Below are 24472 nucleotides of genomic sequence, written 5' to 3' on the forward strand. Positions count from 1 at the left end.
GATCATGAGTAAGCGCACGACCGGCCCGGCCATCGAGGCCGAGGGCCTGACCCGGTCGTTCGGGGAAACCCGGGCGTTGGCCGGGATGGACCTCCAGGTGCCGGCCGGCACCGTCTACGGCCTGCTCGGCCCGAACGGCGCCGGCAAGACCACCGCCGTCCGGGTGCTGGCGACGCTGATACGGCCCGACGGCGGCCGGGCGCGCGTCTTCGGGCACGACGTGGTCGCCGAGGCCGACAAGGTACGCTCCCGCGTCAGCCTCACCGGCCAGTACGCCTCCATCGACGAGGACCTGACCGGGATCGAGAACCTGGTGCTGCTCGGCCGGCTGACGGGGCTGCGCAAACCGGCCGCCCGCGAGCGGGCCGACCAGCTGCTGGCGGCGTTCGGGCTGACCGAGGCGGGCACCCGCCAGGTGAAGAAGTACTCCGGCGGCATGCGGCGGCGCATCGACATCGCGGCGAGCATCCTCAACACCCCGGACCTGCTCTTCCTCGACGAGCCGACGACCGGCCTGGACCCGCGCAGCCGCAACCAGGTGTGGGAGATCGTGCGAGCGGTGGTCGCGCACGGCACCACCGTGCTGCTGACCACGCAGTACCTGGACGAGGCCGACCAGCTGGCCGGCCGGATCGCGGTGGTCGACCACGGCCGGGTGATCGCGGAGGGCACCCCGGGCGAGTTGAAGTCCTCGGTCGGCTCGGGCACCGTCCACCTGCGGCTGCGGGACGCGGAGCAGCGACCGGAGGCCGAGAAGGTGCTGCGGGCGGCGCTCGGCGTACCGGTGCAGCTCGAAGCCGACCCGCTGGCCCTCACCGCCAGGGTCGGCGGCGAGGGCAGTGACCTCGCCGCCAGCGAGCAGGCCGCCCGAGCCCTCGCCGACCTGTCCCGCGCCGGCATCATCGTCGACGACTTCTCCCTTGGCCAGCCCAGCCTGGACGAGGTCTTCCTGGCCCTGACCGACCACCCCGCCGTACCGGCCGACGAGCGGGACGAGCAGCTGGAGGCGGCCCGATGAGCAACGCCGCGACCACGACCGACCGGGCGCCGTCGGTCTACGTACCGTCCGCCGAGGCGCTGGCGACCGTCCTCGCCCCCGGCGAGCGCCCGGCCAGACCCGGTGCCCTGTCCGCGTCGCTGACGTTCGGCTGGCGTGCGCTGCTGAAGATCAAGCACGTGCCGGAGCAGCTGTTCGACGTGACGGCGTTCCCGATCATCATGGTGCTGATGTTCACGTACCTGTTCGGCGGCGCGCTCGCCGACAGCCCGCGTGCCTACCTGCAGTTCTTCCTGCCCGGCATCATGGTCACCTCCGTCGTCATGATCACCATGTACACCGGCGTGGGGCTCAACACCGACATCGAGAAGGGGATCTTCGACCGCTTCCGTACGCTGCCCGTCTGGCGCCCCGCCGCCCTGGTCGGCATGATCTTCGGCGACGTGCTGCGGTACGTGCTGGCGGCCGTGGTGATCCTCGGCGTCGGCCTGGTGCTGGGCTTCCGGCCGGACGGCGGCGTGATGGGCGTGGCCGCCGGGATCGGCCTGCTGGTGGTCTTCTCGTTCGCGTTCTCCTGGGTCTGGACGTTCTTCGGCCTGGTGCTGCGCAGCGAGAAGTCGGTGATGGGCGTCAGCATGATGGTGCTCTTCCCGCTGACCTTCCTCAGCAACGTCTTCGTCGAGCCCAGCACCATGCCGGGCTGGCTCCAGGCGTTCGTGAAGGTCAACCCGATCACCCACCTGGTGGCGTCGGTACGCGCCGCGATGGCCGGCGAGTCGGACCCGAGCAACACCATGTGGCTGCTGCTGTGGAGCGCCGGTTTCGTGGTGGTCTTCGGCACGCTCACCATGTACCGCTACAACCGCCGCTGACCCTGCTCGACCCGGTCGGGCGTCGTCACCTCGGTGGCGACGCCCGACGCCGTGGGAGCGCGGGCCTACAGGCGCCAGGGCAGCGGCTCGGCCGGAAGGTAGCGGCAGGTGCCGCCGGTGGAGACGGCGTCCCGCAGGTGCGCGGCGAGCGCCGGGTGGCGCTCGTCGAGCTTGCGCAGCGTGTCGCGGATCCGCGCGGTCACCGCCTTGCGCGCGCGCTCGGCCTCGTCGCCGAGGCGGCGGGTCCGCCCGGCGAGCCCGGCCGCGGCACGCAGCTCGTCGAGGAGCGCCCTCCGTTCGGCCTCCAGCGCGGCCACCTTCCGGGTGTCGTCCCGGGCGGCGGCCCGGTCGATCTCGTCGTCGAGGCGTTCCAGGTGACGCCGGTAGCGGGCCTTCGCCTCGTCGTCCAGCACCGGATCGGCGCCCAGCCGACGGGCGGCGATGAGCTCCGGCCCGGCGGCGGGGTCGAGCAGCTCGACGGCGGGGATGTCGGTGCCGGGCCGGCTGAGCAGCAGGTGCAGGTCGCGGAGCCCTTTGGCGTCGGGCAGGTGGACGACCTCGCCGGCGTAGGCGAGCTGCCAGACGGCGCCGTCGAGGCGGAACTCGTACCGCGGCTCCGCCGGCCCGCCGCCCGGCCGCCCGCCGACAGCGGGGACGCCGTCGGCCAACGCGGCACCGGTCATCCGTGCGGGCACGACCGCACCGGCGGGCGCGCCAACGGCCGTGGTCACGGCGGCGGCCGCGCGTCCGACCGGGCCACCGACGGCGGTCCCCGCCACCTGCCCCGCCGGGCCGCCGGAGGCGTTGCCCGCCACCATGGCGGCGACCCCGGCCGGACCGGGTGCCGCGCTCGCACCGCCGATCGCGCCTCCCGCCGTGCCTGCCGCCGGTGCGACCACGGCCAGCCGGTCGAGCACGTGGCGCATGCCGAGGGCCGCGGCGTCCCGCTCGGTGGTGGCGCGCAGCGCGGCCGCCTCCGTCGCGTCGCCGGGGCGGCCGCGCCGTTCCAGCGCGCCCGAGAGAGCGGCACGGGCGGTCACCGACCACGGGCGCGCGCCCATCCGGTCCGCGGCGTCGCGGGCCGCGCGGAAGCCGGCGACCGCGTCGTCCCAGCGCCCCTCGGCGGCGTCGAGCACCGCGAGCCACTGGTCGACCGGGCCGCCGATGTCGCAGCCGAAGAGGGCGACGGTCCACTGGCCGCGGTAGGGGGCGAGGGCCTCCCGCGCCTCGGCGCACCGCCGCGGGTCGCGCGTCGCGGCGGCGGCCTGCGCCCGCAGCCGCAGCCAGAGCGGCGAGACCGGGCGGGCGTACGTGGTGCCGGCGGCCTCGATCTCCTCGGTGATCCGCAGCGTGGTCTCCGGGTCGCCGCGTTCGGCGGCGGTGATGGCCCGGGCCAGCCGCAGATAGGGGTAGTCGGTGGGGTCGATCGCGTCGAGCAGGGCGTCGATGTCGTCGAACCGGCCCTGGAGCAGCAGTCGGGCCCAGCGCAGGTGGTGCACCATGAACGCGAAGTCGGCGGGCGCGTGCTCCTCGACGTCGTCCAGAGCGGCGAAGTGTCGGTCGGCCTCGGCGAAGTCGCCCCGGAACGCCGCGATGATGCCGGCGTCGATCGCCGCCGCCATCCGGTGCCGGGCCACGTCGCCCGCGCGTGCCCCCGTGACGAACGTGGTCAGCTCGTCGAGGTAGCCCGGGTCGCCGAGCTCGAGCAACGCCACCCAGCGCAGCGAGGTCGCCCACAGCTCGGTCTCCCGGTCGCCGGTGCGGCGCGCGACCTGCCGGATCTCGGCCGTGAGGGCGGCCCGGTCGGTGGCGGTGCCGAGGCCCCAGGTGGTGTCGTGGCGGGCCCAGAGGCTGAAGGTGAGCGCCTCGTCGTCCCGGCCACGTCGGGCCAGCGTCTCCGTTGCCGTGATCAGATCGGTGACGAGCGTGGCGACCGGGAGGTCGTCCCCGGCCTCACCGATCAGCCGCTGGTACGCCTCCCGCAGCAACGCCTCCGAGTCGCCGGAGCGTGCGCCTCCGGCGTGCTCGTGCCGTTGGACGGTGAGCGCCACGCGGGCCAGCGCCACCGGCTCGTCGAGGGTGACCGCGAGCGCCGCGGTCTCGCCGAGGAGCTGACGGGCCTCGCCCGGTCTCCCGCAGTGCATCAGCAGGTCGGCGAACTCGATCCCGATCTTCACCCGGTGCGCCAGGTCCTGGACCGTCTCCAGCGCACGGCGGAAGTGGAGAACGGACTCGTCGGTGGCCAACCGACCGCTGGCGTCGCGGGCCGCCGCGAGCAACAGCTCGGTCGCCCTGGCCGGGTCGAGGTCCGCGCCGGCGAGGTGGGCGTGCCGGGCCAGGTCGGCGGGGACCAGCCGGTCGGCGAGATCTGCGGCTACCTCCAGCGCCCGGACGACGGTGGCGTGCCGGCCGCGCCGGTCGTCGTCGGTGAGCCCGTCGTAGAGCGTCTCGCGAACCAGGTCGTGGGCGAACGCGAAGCGCCCACCGCCGCGGGCCACCACGAGGCGGGCGGTGGCCGCGTGGTCGAGCAGCCGGTCGGCCTGCGCCACCGGGATCGCCGCGGCGGCGGCGAGCACCTGCCGGTGGAACTCCCGACCGAGCACTGCCGCGACGGTGAGCGCCTCGACCACGGGGTCGGGCAGCTGACCGAGGCGGCGGCGCACCGCCTCGCGAACGCCCGGGGCGACGGTGCCGACGCCGCCCCCGGCCCGCCACAACCGGGCGGTCTGCTCCACGAAGAACGGGTTGCCACCGGTGCGTCGGTGCACCTCGTCGACCAGATCGGGCTCCGGCTCGCGCCCGGCGGTGCGGGTCATCAGCGCGCCCACCTCGTCGCGCGACAGGCCGGTGAGGGTCAGCGTGGTCGCCTTGGCGAGCAGCGGCATGAGCGACGGGCGCAGCGGATGGTCGCCGGACTCGACCTCGGCGTCCCGGTAGGTGCCGACGAGCAGCAGCCGCTCGAACCAGGTGTGCTGCGCGGCGAACCCGAGCAGGCGCAGCGAGGCCGGGTCGGCCCAGTGCAGGTCGTCGAGGACCACCACGACCGGCCGGCGCTGGGAGACCGTGACCAGCGCGGTGGTCACCGCGTCGAAGAGGGCGAACGCCTCCCGGTCGGCGTCGTCGCCGACGGCCGGCCCGACCTGCTCGACGAGGTCGCCGGCCGAGGCCACCGCATCGCCGAGACCCGCGGGACCACCAGCGGGCGAGCCCACGACCCTCGCGAGGCCGGCGGGCCCGGCGCCCTCCGCCGCACCACCGCCGGACCCGACGCCCGTCGCGGCACCACCGCCGGACCCGACGCCCGTCGCGGCATCGGCGGTCGTCCTGCCGAGCAGGGTCGCGAGGGCCGGCTCCGCGACGGCGCGTGCCGCCGCCCAGTCGTCGGTGGAGCGCTGGAGGCCGCGCAGCACCTGCACCCACGGCCAGTAGCCGGGTGCGCTGTCGGAATCCCAGCAGGCGCCCCCGAGCACCAGCGCGCCTCGCTGCCGGGCCTCCCGGGCCGCCGCCGTGACCAGCGTCGTCTTGCCGATGCCCGGCTCGCCGGTGACCAGCACGAGACCCCCGTGGCTGCTGGTGGCCCGGTCCAGCTCGGCGCGCAGCAGACCGGCGGGGTGCTCCCGCCCGATGAGGGTCTGGCCGTAGCGCGGATCCATGACCTCCCGACGGTAGCCCACAGGTCCGACAGCACAGGGATCTCGCGGTCGCACGCTCGTTCCCGCCGGGATCTTGGTGGGGTAGCGCCCCTGGAGGGGCGTCTCCTCACCAAGATCTTGCCGGGTCAGAGGCCGGCCGACTCCAGGTAGTCGGCGAGGCGGCCGTCCGCGCGCAGCATGGCGCGACCCCGGGCCGCGAGCCGCTGCCGCCACCCGTCGAGGGACGCGGCGAGCGGTCCCGGCCCGTCGGCGGCGCGGACCTGCCGCATGACCGTCGCGATGTGGTCCAGCAGGTATCCGCCGCGACGCAGCAGGTGGGCCAGCTCGGCGTCGCGTACGTCGTCCGGCCCGTAGAGGCGTTGCCGGCTCGGGCGGTCACGGGCCGGGGTGAGGATGCCGGCGCGTTCCCACTTGCGCAGCGTGGCCGGAGTGACCGCGAGCCGGTGCGCGAGGGCACCGACGGTCAGCGGCCGGCCCGGCCGGTCGCCGGCGGGCGCGTTGGTGAGCACGCCGACGGTCGCCTCGACGGCGTCGAGGGTCTCGCGGTCGCGCAGCAGTTGCGCGTGACCGCGGTCCACGGCACGCAGGGCCTCGTCGACATCGCCGCGGACCGCCGCCCGCATGATCTCGGCGCTCACCGCGTAGCCGTACGCGGGGACGAGCGAGAGGTAGGCGCGCAGCGCCGCGGCGTGCAGAGGTGTGTAGGCGCGGTAACCGCTCGCACTGCGCTCGGCGGCGGGGAGGACGCCGTCGCGCTCGTAGTTGCGGACGGCCTGGGTGGAGATGCCGTGCTCCCGGGCGAGGTCCACGGGCCGGTAGCGGTGTCGCGCATTTTGAGGGTTCAGCTGCGCTCCTCCGGGTCGAGTTCCGCTCTAAGTCTCAACAGGTAGTTCAACGATACGGTGAAGGTCATGGCTCCTGAACCCGCACCCGGCCCCTCGTACGCCCCGCACCGCACGGTCACGTCGCTGCTGGCCGTGTTGCCCGCCCCACCGGAGATCCTGGCCGTCGGTGAGCCCACGCACGGCGAGCCCGCGTTCCCCCGGCTGCGCAACCGACTCCTGGAGGCGCTGGTCCCGCACGGCTTCCGGTCGATCGCTGTCGAGTCCGACCGGGTGGCCGGCGGCGCGGTCGACGCCTACGTCCAGGGCGGTGACGCCAGTCTCGACGCCGTGCTGGCCGGCGGTTTCAGCCACGGCATGGGACAGCTCGACGCCAACCGCGAACTGGTGGCCTGGCTGCGCGCCCACAACGAGGGGCGTCCGCCCGCCGAGCGGGTGACCTTCCACGGCTTCGACGCGCCGCTGGAGATGACGACCGCACCCAGCCCCGGCCGGTACCTGCGCCACGTGCACGACTACCTGAGCCGGCACCTCGGGCCGGACGCGTGCCGCCCCCGCCGGGCCGAGCTGGACGCGCTGCTCGGCGACGACGAGCGGTGGAGCGACCCCGCCGCCGTCCTGGATCCGGCTCGTTCCGTCGGCGGGTCACCGGAGGCGGTCACCCTGCGGATCGTCGCGGACGACCTGCTGACCGCCCTCTACGCCGCGGCCCCGGCCCTGGTGGCCGCGTCCTCGCGGGACGAGTGGCGGCGTGCCCGGCTGCACGCCACCGCCGCACGGGGGCTGCTCCGCTACCACGCGCAGGCCGCCGAGGCCGACCCGCCGGCCGTACGCACCTCCCGGATGCTCGGCGTGCGGGACGCGTGGATGGCACAGAACCTGCTCGACATCCGCGCCGCGGAGCAGCACCGGGGGCCCACGCTGGTCTTCGCCCACAACCGGCACCTCCAGCGGCACCCGAGCACGTGGCAGCTCTCCGGAATGGACCTGCGCTGGTCCGGCGCCGGGGCGATCGTGTCGTCCCTGCTGGGTGACCGGTACGCGGTCGTCGTCGGCAGCCTCGGGGCCAGCACCGCCCTGGGCTTGGGCGAGCCGGCCGCCGGCACGTACGAGAGGGCCCTGGTCGAGTCGACGGCCGTCGGCGGCGCCGCCCTCGGGGAGTCCGGCCCCGCCGAGGCCGCGCCGGGCGGTCCGGACGACTCCACCCCCGGCGGTCGGGCCGTCCTCGTCGACCCCCTGCCGCTGCGCCGGGTCGCCGGGCTGCGCACCCGGACCGACGTCACGCCCGAGCAGGGATACTTCCCGCTCGACGCCGAGACGCTGGCGCACTGCGACGCCGTTCTCCACGTGACGGCCCCCGCTCCCGCAGGCCCGGCACCGCAGGCCGAGGGGGCCCTGACCGCCGACGACGCGGCCGAGCGCATCCTCGCGCTGCCGGAGGTGGCCGTGGTCGTGGCCGACGAGGCCTCGGGCGCGCCGGAGGCGGCGTGGGGCTGGCGGTTCTTCTTCGTGGGTCCGGACCGGAAGATGCCGTTCGCCACCATCGGGGAGCGGGACATGGCCGGCTTCGACGAGGAGTCGCGCCTGGACCGGCCGGGCGTGTTCCGGCTGAACCTGGATCTCGGGCGGCGCGAGTTCGAGCGGGTCTTCGGCTACCCGCCGGCGCGCCTCACCGACCACCGCTCGTCGGTGGACTTCGCGGCCCTCGACGAGGTGCTGCCGAATCCGCTCTACGGCACGGCGGGGTGGGCGTGCGTGCTCAACCCCGGCCCGCGCACCCGGACCGAGGTGGAGCGCCTGATCGCGTACGCGCATCACCGGGCGCTGGAGCGGCACACCCGAGCGGCGCAGCGCGGACACCGGACGCCGTGATCCTGCGGAAGTGGCCCGGTCGCTCGCGGCCGGGCCACTTCCGCAAGTCGTCACGCCGTCCCGGACCCGCGTGGTACGAAACAACCGGGACCGGATGAAACGGGAGATGTGTGGCACGGGAGCGGTCGGGTTGGTTGCTGCGCCCCCGGGAGGACCGTCCCCGCATCTCGTACCTGGAGCTCCTCTTCGACCTGGGGCTCATCGTCGCGCTGTCCCGGCTGTCCCTGCGCCTGCTCGACGACTTCAGCCTGCTGAACATCCTGCAGACGCTGGTCCTGCTCGCCGCCATCTGGTGGGTGTGGACCGTCACCGCGTACACGACGGACTGGTACGACCCGGACCAGCTCCTGGTCCAGGTCATCGTCCTCGGCGTCCTGCTCAGCGGATACGTCATGGCGATGGCCTCCGTGCAGGCGTTCGAGGGCTGGGACGGCCTCGCCTTCGCCGGGGCGTACGTCGGTCTGCACCTGTTCCGCGGCCTGATCCTCGTGACCGCGCTGCGCGGTCACGAGCTGCGGATACGACCGCTGCGGGTGCTCATCTGGTTCGCCGCGACCGGCGTGCTGTGGCTGGGCGGCGCGCTCCTGCCCGCCCCCGCCCGGCTGGCGGTCTGGGCGGTGGCGGTCACGCTGGACTACCTGGCCGGCCTCGCCGGCTACTGGGTGCCGAAGCTCGGCCGCATCGCCGCCCCGGATCTACGGATCATCGGCGAGCACATCTCGGAGCGCTACCGGCAGATGTTCATCGTCGCGCTCGGCGAGATCCTCCTGGTCGGCGCCCTCAAGTTCGGCGCGGGCGGCTTCGTCTCCGCGGCGGGGGCCGGGCTGCTGCTGCTGTTCGCCAACGCCGTGGCGATGTGGCGCATCTACGTGGCGTACGGCGCCGAGCATCTCGCGGTCGGTCTCGAACGGGCGGCCGACGCGGGCCGCGAGGCGCTGGTCGTGGCGTACACGCATCTGATCATGGTGGCGGGCATCGTGCTGACCGCCGCCGGCGGAGAGACGATCATCAGCGGCGCCACCTCCGAGACGTCGCCCGAGAACCTGGCCCTCATGGTCGCGGGCCCGGTGGTCTTCCTCGCCGGCCGCACCCTCTACGCCTACAAGGTGTTCCGGTTGACGCTGTGGCGACTGCCCGCCGGTGCGCTGGTGCTGGTCGCGGCGACGCCGGTGCTGCGCCTGCTGCCGCCGGTCGGCGTCGGTGCCGTCGCGAGCGCCGTGCTCCTCGCCGTCGCCGCCGTACCCCGCCTTGGCCCACGCCGCTACTGACGCCGCCCGCCCCCGGCCGCGCGGCGGACGGGCAAGACGGCACCGACGGTTCAGCTTGATCATTTCGGCCGTTCACTCTCGCATGATCGGCTGCCCGCGACGCATTCTCGCTGGTCCGGCCGCCCGTCCGGCCAGCTCGAACGTCCGGGCACCGCCCGGAACCGGAAGAAAGGAGCGGCGATGAGGTCGTCGAACCTCGTACGCCCCACGCTGGCGCTGCTGCTCACCACGGGGCTGAGTACGCTCGCGGTGCCGCCGGGCACCGCCCACGCCGCGACCACCGCCGTCGCGCAGGCCGCCGCGGCGGAACCCCCGATCACCGTCACCTCGACCACACGGCTCGCCCCCGGCGTGACGTACGACTCCTTCCAGGTGGACACCCCGCGGGGCACCACCGTCGGTTACCTGCTCACCGCCGACCTGCGCAAGAACAGGGTCTCCCTCGACCTGCTGCACCCCGGCAGCGTCGCGCAGCGCCAGGTGGTCTCGGCGATGACGAACGCGCAGGGGGCCGTCGCCGGCGTGAACGGCGACTTCTTCAACATCAGCGAGACCCACGCCGGGGTCGCGCCGACCGGTGCGGCCTCGGGGCCGGAGATCGCCGGCGGCGAGGAGCTGAAGTTCGCCGTGCCGAACGCGCAGCGCTTCGGACCCGGGCTCGCGCCCGGCACCTCCACCCGCGACGTGTTCGGCGTGGGCGTCGACGGCAAGGCGCGCGTCGACACCCTGAGCCTCGCCGGTGAGGTGCGCAGCAGGAAGGGCACGATCGCGCTCGGCGGCCTCAACCAGTACGCGCTCCCGGTCGGCGGGGTCGGTCTGTTCACCGCCGCCTGGGGCACCGCGTCCCGGGTCCGGTCGACCTGCGGCAGCGACACCAGCCGCAACGACCCGTGCAGCACCCACACGTACGAGGTGACCGTGCGCGACGGCGTGGTGACCTCGGTGAGCACGACGCCGGGCGCCGGTGCGATCCCCGCCGACACCCAGGTGCTGGTCGGCCGCGAGGGCGGGGCGGACCAGCTCGACGACCTCGTAATCGGTGACCGGGTGCGGGTGGCGGAGAAGCTCGTCCCCGTCGGCCGGCCGAAGCTGACCTTCGCGGTCGGGGGCGCCCCGATCCTGCGTGACGGGCAGCCGCTCGCCGGGCTGGACACCAGGACGGCCGCCGTGCGCAGCTCGGCCGGCGTGAGCGCCAACGGGAGGACCGTGTACCTCGTGGCGCTGGCCGGCCGCGCCCCCGCCAGCGCGGGCTTCACGATCGCCGAACTCGCCGACCTGATGCGCGCGCTCGGCGCGGACGCCGCGGTGAACCTGGACGGCGGCGGCTCGACCACGATCGCGGTCCGGGAGCCGGGGCAGACGAGCGCCACCGCCCGCAACAACCCCTCCGACGGCACGGAGCGCGCGGTCGCCAACGGCATCGGCATCTTCGTCCGCTGACCGGGCCGGTCGGCACGGGGAGCGCGGCCCGCGGCGCCGGGTCTCAGCGCGGCAGGCCGCGCTCCCGCAGGTACGAGATCATCGAGTGGTTCGCCTCCCAGCCGTCGGGGAACTTCACCGGCACGTCGAGGTGCATCGGCTCGGTCGACGGGTGCGCGTCGAGCAGGTCGGCGATGCCGTCCCGGGCCACCACGAGGCACGCGTGGCGGTGGCGGGACGTGAGCACGCAGAGCCGTCCGGACTCCAGGTGGAACGCGGTCGCGTCCCGCCGTCCGGACAGCGGGTGCAGCACGACGGTCACGTCGTACTCGCGGCCCTGGAGCCGGTTGGCGGTGTCGACGGTGACGGCCGCGCCGGCCGCGCCGAGCTGCGCGCGGATGGCCGCGGCCTGGTCGCGGTGGGCCGCGCCGATGGCGATCCGGTCCGCGGTGACCGGTGCGCCCGCCGGGTTCTGCTCGGAGACGGCGACCGCGCTCCGCTCCAGCAGCCGCACGGCGAGCGCCGCGCACGCCGAGGCGGCCTCCACATCGGTGCGCGGGGTGTGCCGCTCCGGCAGGGCGTACAGCCCCCAGCCGGTCGCGGCGGCCTGGTCGAGCGCGGCGTCGACCGCGTCCGCCGGCCCGGGGGTGGTCAGTGACAGCGCCCGGTCGGCGGGGCCGGTGCCGGCGCGGAAGCCGGTGAACGGGTAGAAGGCCTCGGCGACCACCGGTGCCGCCGACGCGGGCAGGCGCCAGGACACGGGCAGCCGGTGCACGGGCAGGTCCGGGTTGTGCCGCAGCAGCACCGCCACCGCGGACTGCATCGGGTCCCAGGTCAGGCCCGTCCAGCGGGTGGTGTCGACGGTGGAGAACGGGTCGAGCTGGCCGGGGTCACCCACGAACAGCGCCCGTTCGAACCGGCCGGCCACGCGCAGCAGGGCGTCCGAGCGCATCTGGTACGCCTCGTCGACGATCGCCCACGGCCAACGGCCCTCGCCGAGGGTGGCCCACTTGGCGGCCGTACCGACGATGACGGCCGGCCCGCCGAGGTCCGCGACCTTCGCGGCGACCCGGACCGTCGGGTGCTCCGCGACCCGCTCGGAGGGCCGGTAGTCGGCCGCGGAGAGCCGGCCGATCCGCAGCTCGGGGGCCTTGCGGGCCAGGCGGTCGATGAGGTCGTCCACCTGCTCGTTGGTCTGCGCCACGATGATGAGCGGTTCGCCGGCCTCGGCCAGTTCGACGGCGGCGCGCACCACGAGGGTCGACTTGCCGGCTCCGGGCGGTGAGTCGACCACGACGCCGCGGTGGTCACCGGAGCGCAGGTCGGCCAGGACGGCCGTGATCACGCGCTCCGCCTCCACCGCGGGTGGCAGTTCCAGCCCGGCCAGCATGTGCCTCACCCCTCCCGCTCGCCGCTGCCGGCACCCTACCGGGTGGCAGGCGCGAGTCGAGCCGTGCCGCTCTCGGCGGGCACGGGCGCGGGAGGACTAGCGGCCCGGGGACCGGGTACGCGCCGCCCATGGGTAGTCAGAAGCCGAACAAGCATGACCCTGGCGGCGAGTCGGCGCGCGGGCGGCGGCATCCGGGCAGCGGTGCCCGGGGCCGGCAGGGGTCGGAGGTGGAGCGGTCGCCGCACCGCCGGCAGCTGCGCGCCGCGACGGGGACGTCCGGGAGCGAGCGCGACCAGGGCCGGGCCAAGGTCGAGGGCGGCGAGCGCGTGCAGCGGCAGGGGACGTGAGGGCGACCGCTCGTCCGGCGTGAGCGCGGTCGGAGCCGGCGTCCCGGGCAGGGACGCCGCAGCACCCGAGAGGTGGTGTCGAGGTGGCAAAGTTCCTGCTCAAGTCGACCTTCACGCTCGACGGGGTCAAGGGTCTGGTCAAGGACGGCGGCAGCAAGCGGGCCGAGATCGCCACGAAGGCGATCGAGGCGGCCGGCGGCCGGGTGGAGTCGCTCTGCTTCGGCCTCGGCGAGTACGACACGTACGTGATGTGCGAGCTGCCCGACCACAAGACGGCGGCGGCCCTGGCCATCGCCATCCGGGCGGCCGGCGGCGTCGACACGCGTGTCGTCCCCCTGCTGACACCGGAAGAGGTCGACGAGGCGGTCGGGAAGCAGATGACCTACCAGGCGCCGGGACGGTGAGGGTCTCCGCTTGACCTATAGGTTGGTCATCGTCATATGATGGCGGCATGACTGACTCCGTGAGACCCATGCGGGAGCCGACGTACTTCATCCTCGCGGCGTTGCAGGATGAGCCGCTGCACGGTTACGCGATCGTCAAGCGGGCGCAGGAGCTGTCCGACGGGCGCGTACGGCTGACCACGGGCACCCTCTACGCCGCGCTCGACCGCCTCACCGGCGAGGAGCTGGTGCAGGTGGCGGGCGAGTCGGTGGTCAACGGCCGCCACCGCCGCACCTACGAGCTGACCGACGCGGGCCGGTCGGCGCTGCACGCCGAGGCGGAGCGGCTGGCCGCGGCGGCCCGCGTCGTACGCGACCGGCGGCCCCGGCCGGCGGCGCGGGTCCGGACGGTGCCGGCGTGACCGACGACCTCGAGCGCCGCTACCGCTGGCTCCTGAAGATCTACCCCCGCCCCTACCGCGAGTACCGCACCGACGAGATGCTGGAGACCCTGCTCGCGACGGCCGACGCGCACCAGCGACGGCCGAGCACCCGGGAGGCGGCGTCGCTCGTGCTGGGCGGCCTGCGCGCCCGCACCGGCGCGGACCGGCTCCGCTCCCCCGCGACGCTGCGCCGGTCCGCGCTGCGGCTGTCCGCCCTGGCCCTGCTCGTCTACTGCCTGACCATCGCGGCCACGGCGCCGGTCGCCGACCTGACCCAGATCGCGTACGGCGCGCCCTTGGGCATCGTCGACGAGTGGGGTGTCGCGATCGTGGCGACCCTCGCCGTCGCGCTGCTCGCCATCGTGTGGGGCGCCTACCGGGTGGCGTTCGCGGCCACCGCGCTGACCGTGGTCGCGCAGCACGCGCAGGCCGGCGTGTTCGCCGCGACCTGGCCGACCGACATCCTCCGCCACCTGGTCGACTCCCAGCTGTGGCCCGCCCTGCTGGCCGCGCTGGCCCTGCTGCCGCTGCTGCGGGCGCCCCGCGCTCGCGTGAGGCGGCCGTGGGTCTGGCTCGTTCCCACCGCGCTGGCGGTGCTCGCCCTGACCCCCAGCCCGCTCAATGACTGGTCGGACGCCCGCACCCTCTCCCTCTACGCGTTCGCGGCGCTGGCGCTCCTCGCGGCGCCCGTCGACGCGCGCGCACCGATCGTCGCCTTCGCCCTGCTCCTGGCGCCGGCCGCGGCCCGCGTCTGCTACCACCTGCTCCATACCGGATCCGCGGCGAGCGACCTGCGTGTCTCCGCCGTTCCCATCGCCATCCTCGCGGCGCTCCTGGTCGCGACGTTCGCCGCCGCGACCGTCACGAGCCGCCGTCACGCCCGGATGTAGCGCCGGGCCCGACCCCCGCCGCTCCCTCTCCCCGGGGAGCGGCGGGGGCTCGCCCGTTACGTCAGCGGGAATCCGTGACGATGTGGGAGCAGGCGGCGCAGGCGGCCCGGCCCTGCTCGGCGTACCAGCGGCAGCTGCGCCGGATCGCGCAACGGGGCAGGTCCACCTCGGCCGGGCCGGCCGTCTCCCGGTACGACTCGGCGAGCCGTTCGCCGAGGCCACAGTGGTCGCCGGTCCAGAAGCCGCACCGGGACGTCACGCACGGGCCGGCGAGCCGGTACTGCGACTCGACCGTCGTGTCCGGGCCCGCCGTCGCGAGGGCCACGTCGGCGGGCATCTGCGGCGTGACGTACGCGACCCGGCCCGCCGGGGTGATCATGCCGAGGAACACCGTGGCGTTGGCCGCCGGTGTGCTCGGGCACATCCGCTCCGGCGCGTCCGGCCGGTGGGCGGTGTCGGTCACTTCTGCATCCAGAAGCCGATGTCGTTGATTTTGTGGCCGAGGTCGTCGGCGAACGGGCCGTCGAGCACCCAGAGGCCGTACCACTCGGGGCGCAGCTTCAGGTTGGCGTGCCCCACGGACAACGGGTTGGACAGCCGCGCACCGGCGACGTTCAGCGCCTTCAGCCCCGCCTTCTGGATCTCACTCGCGATGAGGCTCTGCTGCTCGGTGGTCAGCTCCACGCCGTCGACCACGAACCGGAACTCGCTGCGTGCCATGTCTACCTCCGATGGTCAGTACGCTTCGGTCCGCAGCCCGCGCCGCAGACTCGCCCTGGTGAAGGCCGCCCACGCGTCGGCCCGCCGCCCGCCCACCTGGTCTCGCCAGGTGGCGGCGTCGGCCGTCCGCACACCCCACAGCTGGCGGCAGGCGGCGACCGCGAACGCCACCTGCCCGGGCGTGCCGGTGAAGCCGGCCGGGCCGTCGGTCACCCGCAATCCACCGCCGGCCACGACGTCGACCAGCGGGAAGTGGTGGTGCAGGCTCGCGAGGGTGGCGAGGTGCGCCGGGTCGGTGCGACCCGAGGCGAACGCCTCGACCGGCTCGTCGTCGCGGACGACCCGGATGGCGCGCAGCATGAACGTCTCACCGGTGGCGCTGACCTCCCCGTCCACCTCCACCGGGCTGCCCCACCGCGGGGGCGAGTTGGCCGACCAGAAGGCCAGCCAGTCGTCGAGCCGGTCGGCGAAGTCCGCCTGGACGCGGACCGGCCCGCCGACGAGCCGCGCGCCCGCGATCCGGTGCCGGGTGACGAGCGGCTGCGGCGCGGCCTGTGCGGGGCTCCCGGCGGCGACCGGGGCCGCGTGGGCGGCGCCGGCGGCGGTGACGGCGACCGCCGCGGAGGCCGCGGCGGCCCCCACGAGGACGCGTCGCCGGGAGAGCGAGGGAATCGTGTCGTTCATCGTCCGCCCTTTCCGTGACGGCCTTTGCGCGACACGCTATCGACGGACGTTGATCAGCTGAACGGTCGTTCTATCGGGACGACGACATGAATGTCAGCGATCAACGGCGGCGTGAATCCATTCATTCTGCTGCTGGTCGCCCCTCCGTCCCCGCACCGTCGACTTCAGGCACGAGCAAGCGACGGCGCGACCGGTCCGAGGACCGGCCGCGCCGTCGTCGTGGCAGGCGGTCAGTTCCCGCCGCGGTACGGGCCGTTCACGTAGACGAGCGCGTCACCGACCGCCCGCTCGGCCCCGCTCGGGTGGTTGACCAGCGCACCGCCGACGGCCATGGCGGTGGAGCCGCCGCCGTCGAGGTTGATCCCGTCGTCCATGCCGAGCGCGCGGGCGACGGCGGCGGTCTCGGCCATCGTGGTGCCGACGCTGGTGGTCTGGCGGCCGTCGACGGTCGCGAGCACGATCTTCCCGTCGCGCGTGGTGCCGGCGATCGTCCGCGGGTTGCGGGCGAAGAAGCTGTCGCCGGGGGCGCCGTCGGGCACGACGATCTGGCCGTCCCGGGTCAGCTGGTACCGCCCCGTCACGCCGAACAGGCCGCGCCGCAGGGGCAGCTTCCGGCCGTCCTGGTCGGTCAGGGTCGAGGTCTGCTCGACGCAGCCGCGGGCGGTGAGGTCACGCAGGGCCGCCGCGTCCCGTCCCGTCGCCTGCAGCGAGGTCTGGCCCGCCGTCAGCGCGGTGCCCCGCGTGGTGGCGGTCCGCACCACGCAGCCACGCTCGTCCAGCACCACCTCGACGCCGGCGCCGGACGGGGTGGCCGCCGCGAACTCGGGGGTGAACCGCACGAGGTCACCCGGCGCGGCGCACTGGGTCTGGTCGGCGAGGGCCTCGCAGCCGGCGGGTACGACCGGCGGGTGGTTGATGAACTCCAGCGGCAGGCTCGCCCCGGTCCACCGGTTGCGGACACTGCCCGACCAGCTCAGCTTGCCGGTCAGGGCCCGGTTGCTGTCGGCGTCGACGACGAAGTTGGCCTCGGCCGGGTCGGTGAGCGGCTCGCTGAGCAGCTTCCCGCCGAAGAGCCCCAGGCCGACCGGGTCGCCCGGGTAGAGCTGGCTCGCGGTGAAGGTGAAGAAGGAGGCGTTGACGCCGGCCAGGGCGCCGGAGGCGCGGACCAGGTCGGTGGTCTTCTCGACCCGGGCGAGGTCGGGGCCGTACGTCGCCTTCAGGTGGCCCCGTGCGCGGCGCGGATCGATGGTGAGCACGTTGACCACCCACGGACCCCGCGTGGTCGTGTTGATCTGGTCGGTCGGTGCGGGCTCGGTGCCGCGGACGATCCGGGTGAGGGTGACGCCGTCGGCGAGAGCCTGGCTGGTGCGTACCTCCGTCAGGTCCGCGTCGCCGAGCGGGAGAGTGCCGGCGGCGGCCTCGGCGCGCGCACCCGGCGCGACACCGAGGCTGATCGCGGCCAGCGCGGCGACCGCGAGGGCGCCGACACGGCGAAGGCCGGGCAGGCCGGAAGGGGAAACAGTCATGTCCCGACCCTCGCGGCGCCGTGGAACCACGAAACCGACTCCAGCTGACACTTCGGCGAATTGTGCGGCGCGGTGCGACCCGACCCGCAGCTCCGGAGAAAAATTTTCGCCTCGGTGGCAACACCCGGTGGGGTCCGACCCGTCCTACCGCTGTGAGAGCCGAGGACGAGGAAGGCTTCCGGGAGTTCGTCGCCGTGCAACTGCCCGCGCTCCGGAAACTGGCGTACGTCACCTGCGGTGACTGGCACACGGCGGAGGACGCGACGGCGACGGCCCTGGCCAAGCTGTACCCGCGCTGGCCGCGACTGGACCGACCCGACCTGTACGCGCGGACGATGGTGGTCCGGGCCGCCATCGACGAGCTGCGCCGGCCGTGGCGGCGCGAGCGGGCCGCCGGGGACGCGCTTCCGGACCTGGCGCAGAGCGACGCGACGGCGTCGGTCGAGGAACGGATCCGGGTCCGGGCCGCGCTGCGGGTGATTTCGCCCCGGCAGCGCGCCGCCGTGGTCTGCCGCTACTACCTCGGCATGAGCCTCGCGGAGACGGCCAGCGTGCTCGGCTGGCACATCGGTACGGCCAAGAGTCAGACCTCCCGCGCACTCGCCCGGCTGCGCGAGGTGCTGGCGCCCGAACGGGCCGACCGTGACGAGACCATCGAGACAGAGAGGGAGAGGGCCGGTGCACGTACCTGACCTGGTGGAGACGGCGACCTCGGACGCGCCGCCGCCGCGCTACACGGTGGAGGAGATCGTGGCGGCCGGCAGGAAGGTGCAGCGACGCCGCCGGACCGGATGGAGCGTGGCCTCCGCGGCGCTCGCCGTCACCGGCGTGGTCGCGGCGGTCGGCATCGGCCTGCCGGACGCCACCCAGCGGCCCGTCGTCGGCGAGGCCGCCGCCGTGGTGACCGCCACGGCGCCCGCCCCGGCGACCGACTGGGAGTTCCCGGACGACCCGTTCACGTACGTCTTCCAGCGGTTCGACGCCGGTGCGCTCCACGTGCGGGACCCGATCGTCGTGTCGAGGGCGTACCAGATCGCCCCGCTGCACATCGACGGGCTCGTCACCCACGACCGGGCCGTGCCCCCGTCGGCGCCGCCCTCCCCGTCCGCGTCCGCACCGCCGCCCGCGGACGAGCGGCAGGTCTACGCCTACCTCACGGTGTACCGGCCGGGCGCGTTCGACGCCGGGAGGTACCCCGGGGCGCGGGTCACCGTCGACGGGCGGCGCGCCATCGAGCGGGAGGGGCCGTCGTACGGCGCGAACCTGGGCCGCGGGCTCGCCTGGGAGTACACCGACAACGCCTGGGCGGTCGCGGAGACCTTCGCGGAGCCGTCCCACGTGAGCGCCGCCGACCTGCGGGGGCTGGTGGCGGCGCTGCGGCCCCGCGTCCCGGTGCCGGCCCGGGTGCCGTTCAGCGTCGGCTACCTGCCCGCCGGCTATCGGGCCGCCGAGCTCGGTCAGCACGCGTTCCCCGGCCTGAACGGCATCGCGAGCGCCGGCGACGGCACCTACGGCGGCGCGGTCTTCGCCGCTCCGGCCCTGCCCACGACCGGGCTCACCGAGCCGTACGGCGGGGTCGACGGCGAGGAGCCGGCGGGCAGCTTCAGCATCTTCGTACTGCCCGACGCCGAGTCCAACCAGGCGCTGGCGGACGGCGAGCGACCGCCGGCCGAGCCGAAGTGCTTCAACGGTTTCTGCAACGCCTGGAGCCACGACGGCGCGACCACCATCCAGGTGTCCAGTGGCGGCCGGCTCTCCGACGCGGAGATGGTCAAGATCTTGAAGGGGATCACGTTGGCCGACGTCACCGACGCGCGCACCTGGCCGGTGGCGGCCACCGCCCTGCGGGCGGGTTGACCTGCGCCGACCGCCCGTCGAGTCGGGTGTGTCACCGGCCGGGTCCGGCATTGTCGCCGGGCCCGGCCGGCCCGTGTGGACGGATATCAGTGCGGTGGATCATCCGCGGAGATCATTGCCAAAGGCAACCATCTGGCAGTACGAAGGTGAGGCCATCCCGGCGACACAGCTCCGTCGCCGGGCCCACGAGACCCAAGGGGGGCCAATGGCACGCAGCCGGATCGCCGGTGCCGCAGCCATGTCACTCGTCCTACCGTTCCTGAGCCTCCTTCCCGCGTCCGGCGCGGCGGCTGCTCCCGCCCAGCCCGCCGCGCAGACCGACCGGCCCAGCGACGACACCCGCGAGCTCACCCGCAAGGACTTCACGCTGGACGGCCGGAAGGTCGAGACGCCGGCCCGCTACCAGCCGCGCGCCCAGGCGCGGTCGAGGGCGCAGGCCGCGGTCGAGACGCCGGCGGTCGGCACGGTCCGCCAGTGGCTCGGGCTCGACGACACCACCGGCGCCTACTACCGCAAGGACTACACGCTGCGGGGCGTCGGCGAGAACATCGAAGTGTGGGTCGCCAACGACCTCGGGTTCCCGGCGAACGACTGCCGCAACCAGGTGGCCTCGTCGACGCAGATCACCGACGCCCAGGTGCAGAACTTCGTCCACGAGTTCGACACCAACATGTACCCGAAGGAGACGGTCGCCTTCTCCCGGCCGCCGGACCGGGACGGCAGCAACGCCCTGGTGGGGCCGGACGCCGACGGCAACGGCGGCGTCTACACCGGCGCGGGCAACAAGACGGTCACCCTCGTCGACAACGTCCGGGACGACAACTACTACCAGTTCCCGGCCGCGCCGACCTACATCGCCGGCTTCTTCTCGGCCCAGCTCAACGAGCTGTTCGACCGCAACGTGATGACCATCGACGCGTTCGACTGGCTGCACCGCACCGGAGCGAACCCGCCGGACGAGCCGACCGACGACCTGTGCACCAGCCGCCCGGCCCGCCCGCACAGCTACGAGGGCACCTTCGCCCACGAGTGGCAGCACCTGGCCCAGTACTACACCGACCCGTTCGAGGGCACCTGGATCAACGAGGGCCTGTCCGACTTCGCGCAGACGCTGACCGGTTACGTCGACACCAAGGCCACCGTCTTCGACCGGGGCGCCGACAGCCACCTCTACTGCTACCAGGGCTTCGGCACGGTGAAGACGCCGTACAACGCCAACCCGCGCGACTGCGGCGGCCCGGAGAACTCGCTGAACCTGTGGGACGAGAGCCCCAACGCCAACGCGGTGCTCGCCGACTACGGCAACGCGTACTCGTTCATCCAGTTCCTCTACGACCGGTACGGCGCCGACATCGTCCACCGCCTGCACAACGACGGTGACCGCCAGGGCCTGGCCAGCCTCGAGGAGGCGCTGAAGGCCGAGGGCGCCAGGGACATGTACCAGGTCATCCACGACTACCAGACCATGACGCTGGTGGACAAGATAGTCGGGGACGCCAAGCTCGGCGTCATGCTGGGCGTGCCGAAGAGCCGGGTGACCAGCAAGAGCCTGCGCTCCACGGTCAACCTGGACAACCCGGCCGCGTACGCCACCCCGGGCGCCGCCCCCAACGGCGCCGACTACGTGCCGCTGCGGAAGGCCGACGGCAAGCTGCTGCGCGGCAAGGACCTGAAGTCGCTGTCGTTCCAGGGCAGCAAGACCCTGCCCGCCCTGCCGCTGGCCTGGACCGTGGTGAACGACGACCCGGACCGCGCCGGCAACCCCGTGCTGTTCTCCGGCAACGGCAACAACACCGACGCCGCCGCCGTCACCCGGCTCACCGTGCCGACCACCGACCCGACGCTGCGCTTCGTCGCCAAGTACGGCGCCGAGCTGGGCTTCGACTACGGCTACGTCACGGTCTCCACCGACGGGGGCGCCACCTACACCGCCGTCCCCGGTGACAAGACGGTCGACGGGCCGCTCGGCCCCGGCGTCAACGGCACCACCGATGGGTTCGAGGCCCACAGCTACGACCTGTCGGCGTACGCCGGCAAGTCGGTCCTCCTCGGCTTCCGCTACGTCAGCGACGGCGGCGTCAACGAGGGCGGCTGGCTCATCGACGACATCACCGTCGGCGGCACCACGGTCAGCGACGGCAGCGGCCTCACGCCGTTCGACTCGCCCACCGAGATCAAGCCGACCGCCGTCGCCAACTGGAACCTGCGCCTCATCGGCATCGACGAGAAGCACTCGCTCGCCTGGCAGTTCGAGTTCGACGGCAGGTCCGATCTGACTCTCAACCGGGTGCAGCTGGCCCTGCTCAGCATCTTCCCGAAGGTCGTCGCCGTCGTGGCGTACGACGAGCCGACCGAGCAGGTCAACCAGTACGCGCCGTACACCCTGAAGGTCAACGGGGCCGTCCAGCCGGGCGGCACCGCCTGATCTGAGCCGGTCCGGTTGCCGGGGCACCTGCCACCACGGTGGCAGGTGCCCCTTCCATTGCGGGCCGGGGGTCGCGCCCGGAGGCCGGCCGGGTCAGCGGCGCCGCTCCCCCACCCGGTACGTGACCAGGTTCGGGTCGGCCCGCAGCTGCTTCTCGGTGAACTTGACGGTGTCCCAGCCCTTGCCCGAGTAGAGCCGGGTCTGGTCGGCGTACCAGGGCGAGTTCGGGTTGGCCGACTGCGAGTAGGTCAGGATCTGCCGACCCGACGGCCCGTCGCGGCCCAGCTCGACGGCCATCAGGAACGACGTGCCGTGAACGATCTTCGGGTAACCGGCGCCCGGCTCCAGCACCCCGACGATCATGTTGAAGACACCGGCCTCCGCTCGACCGCCGTGGATCGGGATGCGCTCGCCGCCGCGCGGCTCGCTCTGCACGTCGCCCAGGCGGGCGTCGAGCGGGACGCCGGCCAGCTTGCGGACCGCGTCGGCGAGGGCGGTGCGTACCCTCGGGTCGTCGACGGCGAGCCGGCTCGGCGTGGTCAGCGGGGAGCGCGCGTCGAACGGCTCGGCGAAGCGCAGGCCGCGGGCCAGCACGAACTCGGTGAACAGGTGCGCACCCCGGCTGCCCAGGTCGACCTTCAGGTCCCAGCCGCGCAGCGCCGCGCAGGCGGCGGTCAGGTCGACAGTGGTGCCGTCGGACGCGGTCGCCGTCGGCTGCGCCTCGCAGACCTTCACGAGGTCGGCGCGGACCAGCTCGCCCCCGTACGCCCGGTTGCCGAGCGTCACGTCCCACAGCCGCCCGGTGGTGAAGCCCTTCCCGGGGAGCCCGTCGGTGCCGGCGAGGCGCTGCCGCACCTGGTGCACGCCGAGCCGGGTGCGCAGGCTGCGCTCGGTGCGCTCGTCGCCGACGATGCGCGGGTAGCCCTCCAGCGGGCGGGCCGGGTTCGCCAGCCAGTAGCTGTCGTTGGAGTTCGTCACGTAGTCGCCGCGGACCAGCACGGGCAGGTTCGCCGGCCCGAGGATGCCGGGCACCGCGGCGTCCCGGTCCCGGCCCAGCTCGCACGAGGAGCGGGAGCCGTCGAGGACCGCCTGGCCGCTGGTCGCGTAGAGCTCCCGGAACGGGGCCGGGATGCACGCGGCCGCGAGCGCGTCGGTCACCCCGGGCACCACCGAGTGGTCGCCGTAGAGGGCGCGGCCGTCGCGGTCCGCGGCGATGACGTTGACCCAGGGCAGGAACTGCCGCCGGTCCAGCACCGACCGCAGCTCGCTCACCGACTTCGCCCGCCCCATCGCGAGCCAGCCGTCGAGCGCGCGGTTGTTGGCCGCGTTGACGTCGGTGATGGCGTACGCGGCCTGCGCGGTCCAGTCGAACCGGCCCGGCACCACGACCACCGGGCCGAAGTGCGTGTCGTAGAAGGTACGGCTCACCGGCCCGCCCGGCGTCCGCACGGTGACCGTGCGGGTGACCATCCTGCGGGGCTTGCCGTCGTAGAGGTAGCTGGTCGGGTCGCCGGGCACCAGGCTCAACCGGTGCCAGACGAAGCGGCGGGCCGTGGAGACCGTGTGCGACCAGGCGATCCGCCCGTTGTGGCCGATCTCGACCAGCGGGTCACCGACCAGGGCCGCGCCCTCGACGTCGTACCGGCCCGGCACCTTCAGGTGCATCCGGTAGAAGCGCTCGCCGCCGTCCCACGGGAAGTGCGGGTTCGCGAGCAGCATGCCCGCGCCGCTGGCGGTGGCGTCGCGCCCCAGACCGTACGCGTTGCTGCCCACCCCGGCCGGCGCGCCGTCGCGGGCGGTGACCACGGCCTCGGCCCCCGGGGCGCTCGCGGTCCCTCCGGCGGCGCTGTTCCCGTTGCTGCTCCCGGGTGGGGTGGCGGCGAGGATGCCGTCGGCGAGGGCGCCCGAGCTGGCCCGGACCATGCGGGCCCAGTTGGCCCGCCACATGTCCAGCTCGCTGATGGGGCGTACCCAGCCCTGTCCCCGGCAGGCCGGGTCGGTGATCCTCAGCTTCGCACCGCGCAGGTAGGCGTTGTAGCCGGCGACGAAGCCGCGGATCTGGTCACGTACCTCATTGGAGGGTGACCGGACGCCGTCCCGCGGGCCGGTCAGCCACCGCTCGGCGGCCCGGTCGTCGATGGCCTTCTGGTGGAACAGGTCGCTGCTGACGTTGGCGGTGCTCGCGCCGAACCAGCGCGAACGCTCGGCGCGCACGGTGACCATCTGCTCGGCGATCAGGCAGACGTTGTCCTCCGCCTGGGCGTAGCCGACGCCGTAGCCGAGGCTCGCGAAGTCGCGCGCGGTGATGTGCGGGACGCCGTAGGAGGCGCGCTGGATCAGCGCGGAGTAGCCGCCGCCGTGCGCGACGGCGGTGCCGCCCGTGACGGTGAGGCCGGCGGCGACCAGCCCGAGCGCGGTGGCGACGGCGACGAGTGGACGGGGCTTCATCGGGCGACTCGCTGGTGGTGGTGCATGGGACGTCCTCCCCCGATCGATGACGGTCCAGGTCCGACCGAGGCTAGCGGTGAAAGTTACTCAGGTCACTCCGTGGCCGACCCGGAATCGCCTCCGGGTTCGCCCCCAGGGGCGTCATCGATTCGAAGGCGTCCGCCCGTACGATCCGAGCGCGGAAGGGCACCTCGCTGCCGGTGCCCAGGAAGTCATCGACCGCTACGACCTGACGCTGGTGTTGCCGGCCGGAAGGAATTTGGCTACCGGACTTGCGGCCAAGGACGCACAGGCGTCGATGGAGCAGCTCGCCGACATCTACAGGACGCCCATGCGCACGACGCGCCGGGCTACACCGCCGAGCGATACCGCAAGCAGCTCACCGCGCACATGCCGCGGCCTGGCTGGGAGCTGGTGACCGCGACGGCGTTCCGAC

The 24472-nt window shown here is 74.0% G+C and carries 20 protein-coding genes; 12 read left to right on the plus strand and 8 right to left on the minus strand.

Annotated features, from left to right (window positions below):
• The first annotated feature begins 4 nt into the window (after positions 1-4).
• The gene (locus SM573_RS04405; RefSeq protein ID WP_474611935.1) at positions 5-1018 is read left to right on the plus strand and encodes an ATP-binding cassette domain-containing protein; all 1014 of its coding nucleotides are present in this window, start codon (positions 5-7) and stop codon (positions 1016-1018) included.
• A complete protein-coding gene (locus SM573_RS04410) occupies positions 1015-1869 on the plus strand; it encodes an ABC transporter permease (RefSeq protein ID WP_474611934.1) in 855 nt (284 codons plus the stop codon). Before SM573_RS04405 ends, SM573_RS04410 begins: the two co-directional genes overlap by 4 nt.
• 65 nt (positions 1870-1934) lie before the next feature.
• Here the strand turns inward: SM573_RS04410 and SM573_RS04415 are convergent, their stop codons facing one another.
• Positions 1935-5522: an ATP-binding protein gene (locus SM573_RS04415; RefSeq protein WP_474615520.1), complete on the minus strand. Its 3588-nt coding sequence runs from the start codon at positions 5520-5522 to the stop codon at positions 1935-1937.
• 125 nt (positions 5523-5647) lie between these two features.
• Positions 5648-6331: a TioE family transcriptional regulator gene (locus tag SM573_RS04420; protein ID WP_474611932.1), complete on the minus strand. Its 684-nt coding sequence runs from the start codon at positions 6329-6331 to the stop codon at positions 5648-5650.
• 102 nt (positions 6332-6433) lie between these two features.
• Between SM573_RS04420 and SM573_RS04425 the strand changes: the two genes are divergently transcribed.
• The 3 genes from SM573_RS04425 to SM573_RS04435 all read left to right on the plus strand — a co-directional run bounded on the left by SM573_RS04425 (position 6434) and on the right by SM573_RS04435 (position 10944).
• The gene (locus SM573_RS04425) at positions 6434-8236 is read left to right on the plus strand and encodes a DUF6194 family protein (protein ID WP_474615521.1); all 1803 of its coding nucleotides are present in this window, start codon (positions 6434-6436) and stop codon (positions 8234-8236) included.
• 110 nt (positions 8237-8346) lie between these two features.
• Positions 8347-9504, plus strand: a complete 1158-nt coding sequence (locus SM573_RS04430; RefSeq protein ID WP_474611930.1) for a low temperature requirement protein A — start codon at positions 8347-8349, stop codon at positions 9502-9504.
• Positions 9505-9684: 180 nt separating this feature from the next.
• Positions 9685-10944, plus strand: a complete 1260-nt coding sequence (locus SM573_RS04435) for a phosphodiester glycosidase family protein (protein ID WP_474615522.1) — start codon at positions 9685-9687, stop codon at positions 10942-10944.
• A 43-nt stretch (positions 10945-10987) separates the two neighbouring features.
• Here the strand turns inward: SM573_RS04435 and SM573_RS04440 are convergent, their stop codons facing one another.
• A complete protein-coding gene (locus SM573_RS04440) occupies positions 10988-12313 on the minus strand; it encodes an AAA family ATPase (RefSeq protein ID WP_474615523.1) in 1326 nt (441 codons plus the stop codon).
• Between the two features lie 128 nt (positions 12314-12441).
• On the opposite strand from SM573_RS04440, the gene SM573_RS04445 reads away from it, so the two are divergent.
• From SM573_RS04445 to SM573_RS04460, 4 genes are all read left to right on the plus strand, one after another.
• Positions 12442-12660: a hypothetical protein gene (locus SM573_RS04445; protein ID WP_474611927.1), complete on the plus strand. Its 219-nt coding sequence runs from the start codon at positions 12442-12444 to the stop codon at positions 12658-12660.
• Positions 12661-12743: 83 nt separating this feature from the next.
• A complete protein-coding gene (locus SM573_RS04450; RefSeq protein ID WP_474611926.1) occupies positions 12744-13064 on the plus strand; it encodes a GYD domain-containing protein in 321 nt (106 codons plus the stop codon).
• Positions 13065-13111: 47 nt separating this feature from the next.
• Positions 13112-13465 carry a PadR family transcriptional regulator gene (locus tag SM573_RS04455; RefSeq protein ID WP_474611925.1) on the plus strand — a complete coding sequence of 118 codons (354 nt, stop codon included), beginning with the start codon at positions 13112-13114 and terminating at the stop codon, positions 13463-13465.
• Positions 13462-14376 carry a hypothetical protein gene (locus tag SM573_RS04460; RefSeq protein WP_474615524.1) on the plus strand — a complete coding sequence of 305 codons (915 nt, stop codon included), beginning with the start codon at positions 13462-13464 and terminating at the stop codon, positions 14374-14376. Before SM573_RS04455 ends, SM573_RS04460 begins: the two co-directional genes overlap by 4 nt.
• Before the next feature lie 61 nt (positions 14377-14437).
• Here the strand turns inward: SM573_RS04460 and SM573_RS04465 are convergent, their stop codons facing one another.
• The 4 genes from SM573_RS04465 to SM573_RS04480 all read right to left on the minus strand — a co-directional run bounded on the left by SM573_RS04465 (position 14438) and on the right by SM573_RS04480 (position 17306).
• Positions 14438-14839 (minus strand): hypothetical protein, encoded by a 402-nt coding sequence (locus SM573_RS04465; protein WP_474615525.1) that lies wholly within the window; start codon positions 14837-14839, stop codon positions 14438-14440.
• Positions 14836-15096 carry a hypothetical protein gene (locus tag SM573_RS04470; RefSeq protein WP_474611922.1) on the minus strand — a complete coding sequence of 87 codons (261 nt, stop codon included), beginning with the start codon at positions 15094-15096 and terminating at the stop codon, positions 14836-14838. The genes SM573_RS04465 and SM573_RS04470 overlap by 4 nt, the downstream gene beginning before the upstream one ends.
• A 15-nt stretch (positions 15097-15111) precedes the next feature.
• Positions 15112-15780, minus strand: a complete 669-nt coding sequence (locus SM573_RS04475; RefSeq protein WP_474615526.1) for a hypothetical protein — start codon at positions 15778-15780, stop codon at positions 15112-15114.
• A gap of 230 nt (positions 15781-16010) precedes the next feature.
• Positions 16011-17306, minus strand: coding sequence for a phosphodiester glycosidase family protein (locus SM573_RS04480; protein ID WP_474611920.1), 1296 nt, complete (start codon positions 17304-17306; stop codon positions 16011-16013).
• Between the two features lie 152 nt (positions 17307-17458).
• Between SM573_RS04480 and SM573_RS04485 the strand changes: the two genes are divergently transcribed.
• From SM573_RS04485 to SM573_RS04495, 3 genes are all read left to right on the plus strand, one after another.
• Entirely contained in the window at positions 17459-17998 is a 540-nt protein-coding gene (locus SM573_RS04485) for a SigE family RNA polymerase sigma factor (RefSeq protein ID WP_474611919.1), read from the plus strand.
• On the plus strand, positions 17985-19163 hold the full coding sequence (locus SM573_RS04490; RefSeq protein WP_474615527.1) for a hypothetical protein: 1179 nt from the start codon (positions 17985-17987) through the stop codon (positions 19161-19163). The genes SM573_RS04485 and SM573_RS04490 overlap by 14 nt, the downstream gene beginning before the upstream one ends.
• Before the next feature lie 205 nt (positions 19164-19368).
• The gene (locus SM573_RS04495) at positions 19369-21588 is read left to right on the plus strand and encodes a choice-of-anchor J domain-containing protein (RefSeq protein ID WP_474615528.1); all 2220 of its coding nucleotides are present in this window, start codon (positions 19369-19371) and stop codon (positions 21586-21588) included.
• 93 nt (positions 21589-21681) lie between these two features.
• Here the strand turns inward: SM573_RS04495 and SM573_RS04500 are convergent, their stop codons facing one another.
• The gene (locus SM573_RS04500; protein ID WP_474615529.1) at positions 21682-24036 is read right to left on the minus strand and encodes an acylase; all 2355 of its coding nucleotides are present in this window, start codon (positions 24034-24036) and stop codon (positions 21682-21684) included.
• Positions 24037-24472: the final 436 nt, after the last annotated feature.

It is taken from the genome of Micromonospora xinjiangensis (assembly GCF_056150165.1).

What these genes read in the sequence shown, in the direction of transcription:
- SM573_RS04495 (WP_474615528.1), top strand. Translation starts at nt 19,369, where the DNA reads ATGGCACGCAGCCGGATCGCCGGTGCCGCAGCCATGTCACTCGTCCTA.
- SM573_RS04480 (WP_474611920.1), bottom strand. Translation starts at nt 17,306, where the DNA reads ATGACTGTTTCCCCTTCCGGCCTGCCCGGCCTTCGCCGTGTCGGCGCC.
- SM573_RS04470 (WP_474611922.1), bottom strand. Translation starts at nt 15,096, where the DNA reads ATGGCACGCAGCGAGTTCCGGTTCGTGGTCGACGGCGTGGAGCTGACC.
- SM573_RS04475 (WP_474615526.1), bottom strand. Translation starts at nt 15,780, where the DNA reads ATGAACGACACGATTCCCTCGCTCTCCCGGCGACGCGTCCTCGTGGGG.
- SM573_RS04500 (WP_474615529.1), bottom strand. Translation starts at nt 24,036, where the DNA reads ATGAAGCCCCGTCCACTCGTCGCCGTCGCCACCGCGCTCGGGCTGGTC.
- SM573_RS04455 (WP_474611925.1), top strand. Translation starts at nt 13,112, where the DNA reads ATGACTGACTCCGTGAGACCCATGCGGGAGCCGACGTACTTCATCCTC.
- SM573_RS04435 (WP_474615522.1), top strand. Translation starts at nt 9,685, where the DNA reads ATGAGGTCGTCGAACCTCGTACGCCCCACGCTGGCGCTGCTGCTCACC.
- SM573_RS04440 (WP_474615523.1), bottom strand. Translation starts at nt 12,313, where the DNA reads ATGCTGGCCGGGCTGGAACTGCCACCCGCGGTGGAGGCGGAGCGCGTG.
- SM573_RS04445 (WP_474611927.1), top strand. Translation starts at nt 12,442, where the DNA reads ATGGGTAGTCAGAAGCCGAACAAGCATGACCCTGGCGGCGAGTCGGCG.
- SM573_RS04425 (WP_474615521.1), top strand. Translation starts at nt 6,434, where the DNA reads ATGGCTCCTGAACCCGCACCCGGCCCCTCGTACGCCCCGCACCGCACG.
- SM573_RS04410 (WP_474611934.1), top strand. Translation starts at nt 1,015, where the DNA reads ATGAGCAACGCCGCGACCACGACCGACCGGGCGCCGTCGGTCTACGTA.
- SM573_RS04415 (WP_474615520.1), bottom strand. Translation starts at nt 5,522, where the DNA reads ATGGATCCGCGCTACGGCCAGACCCTCATCGGGCGGGAGCACCCCGCC.
- SM573_RS04405 (WP_474611935.1), top strand. Translation starts at nt 5, where the DNA reads ATGAGTAAGCGCACGACCGGCCCGGCCATCGAGGCCGAGGGCCTGACC.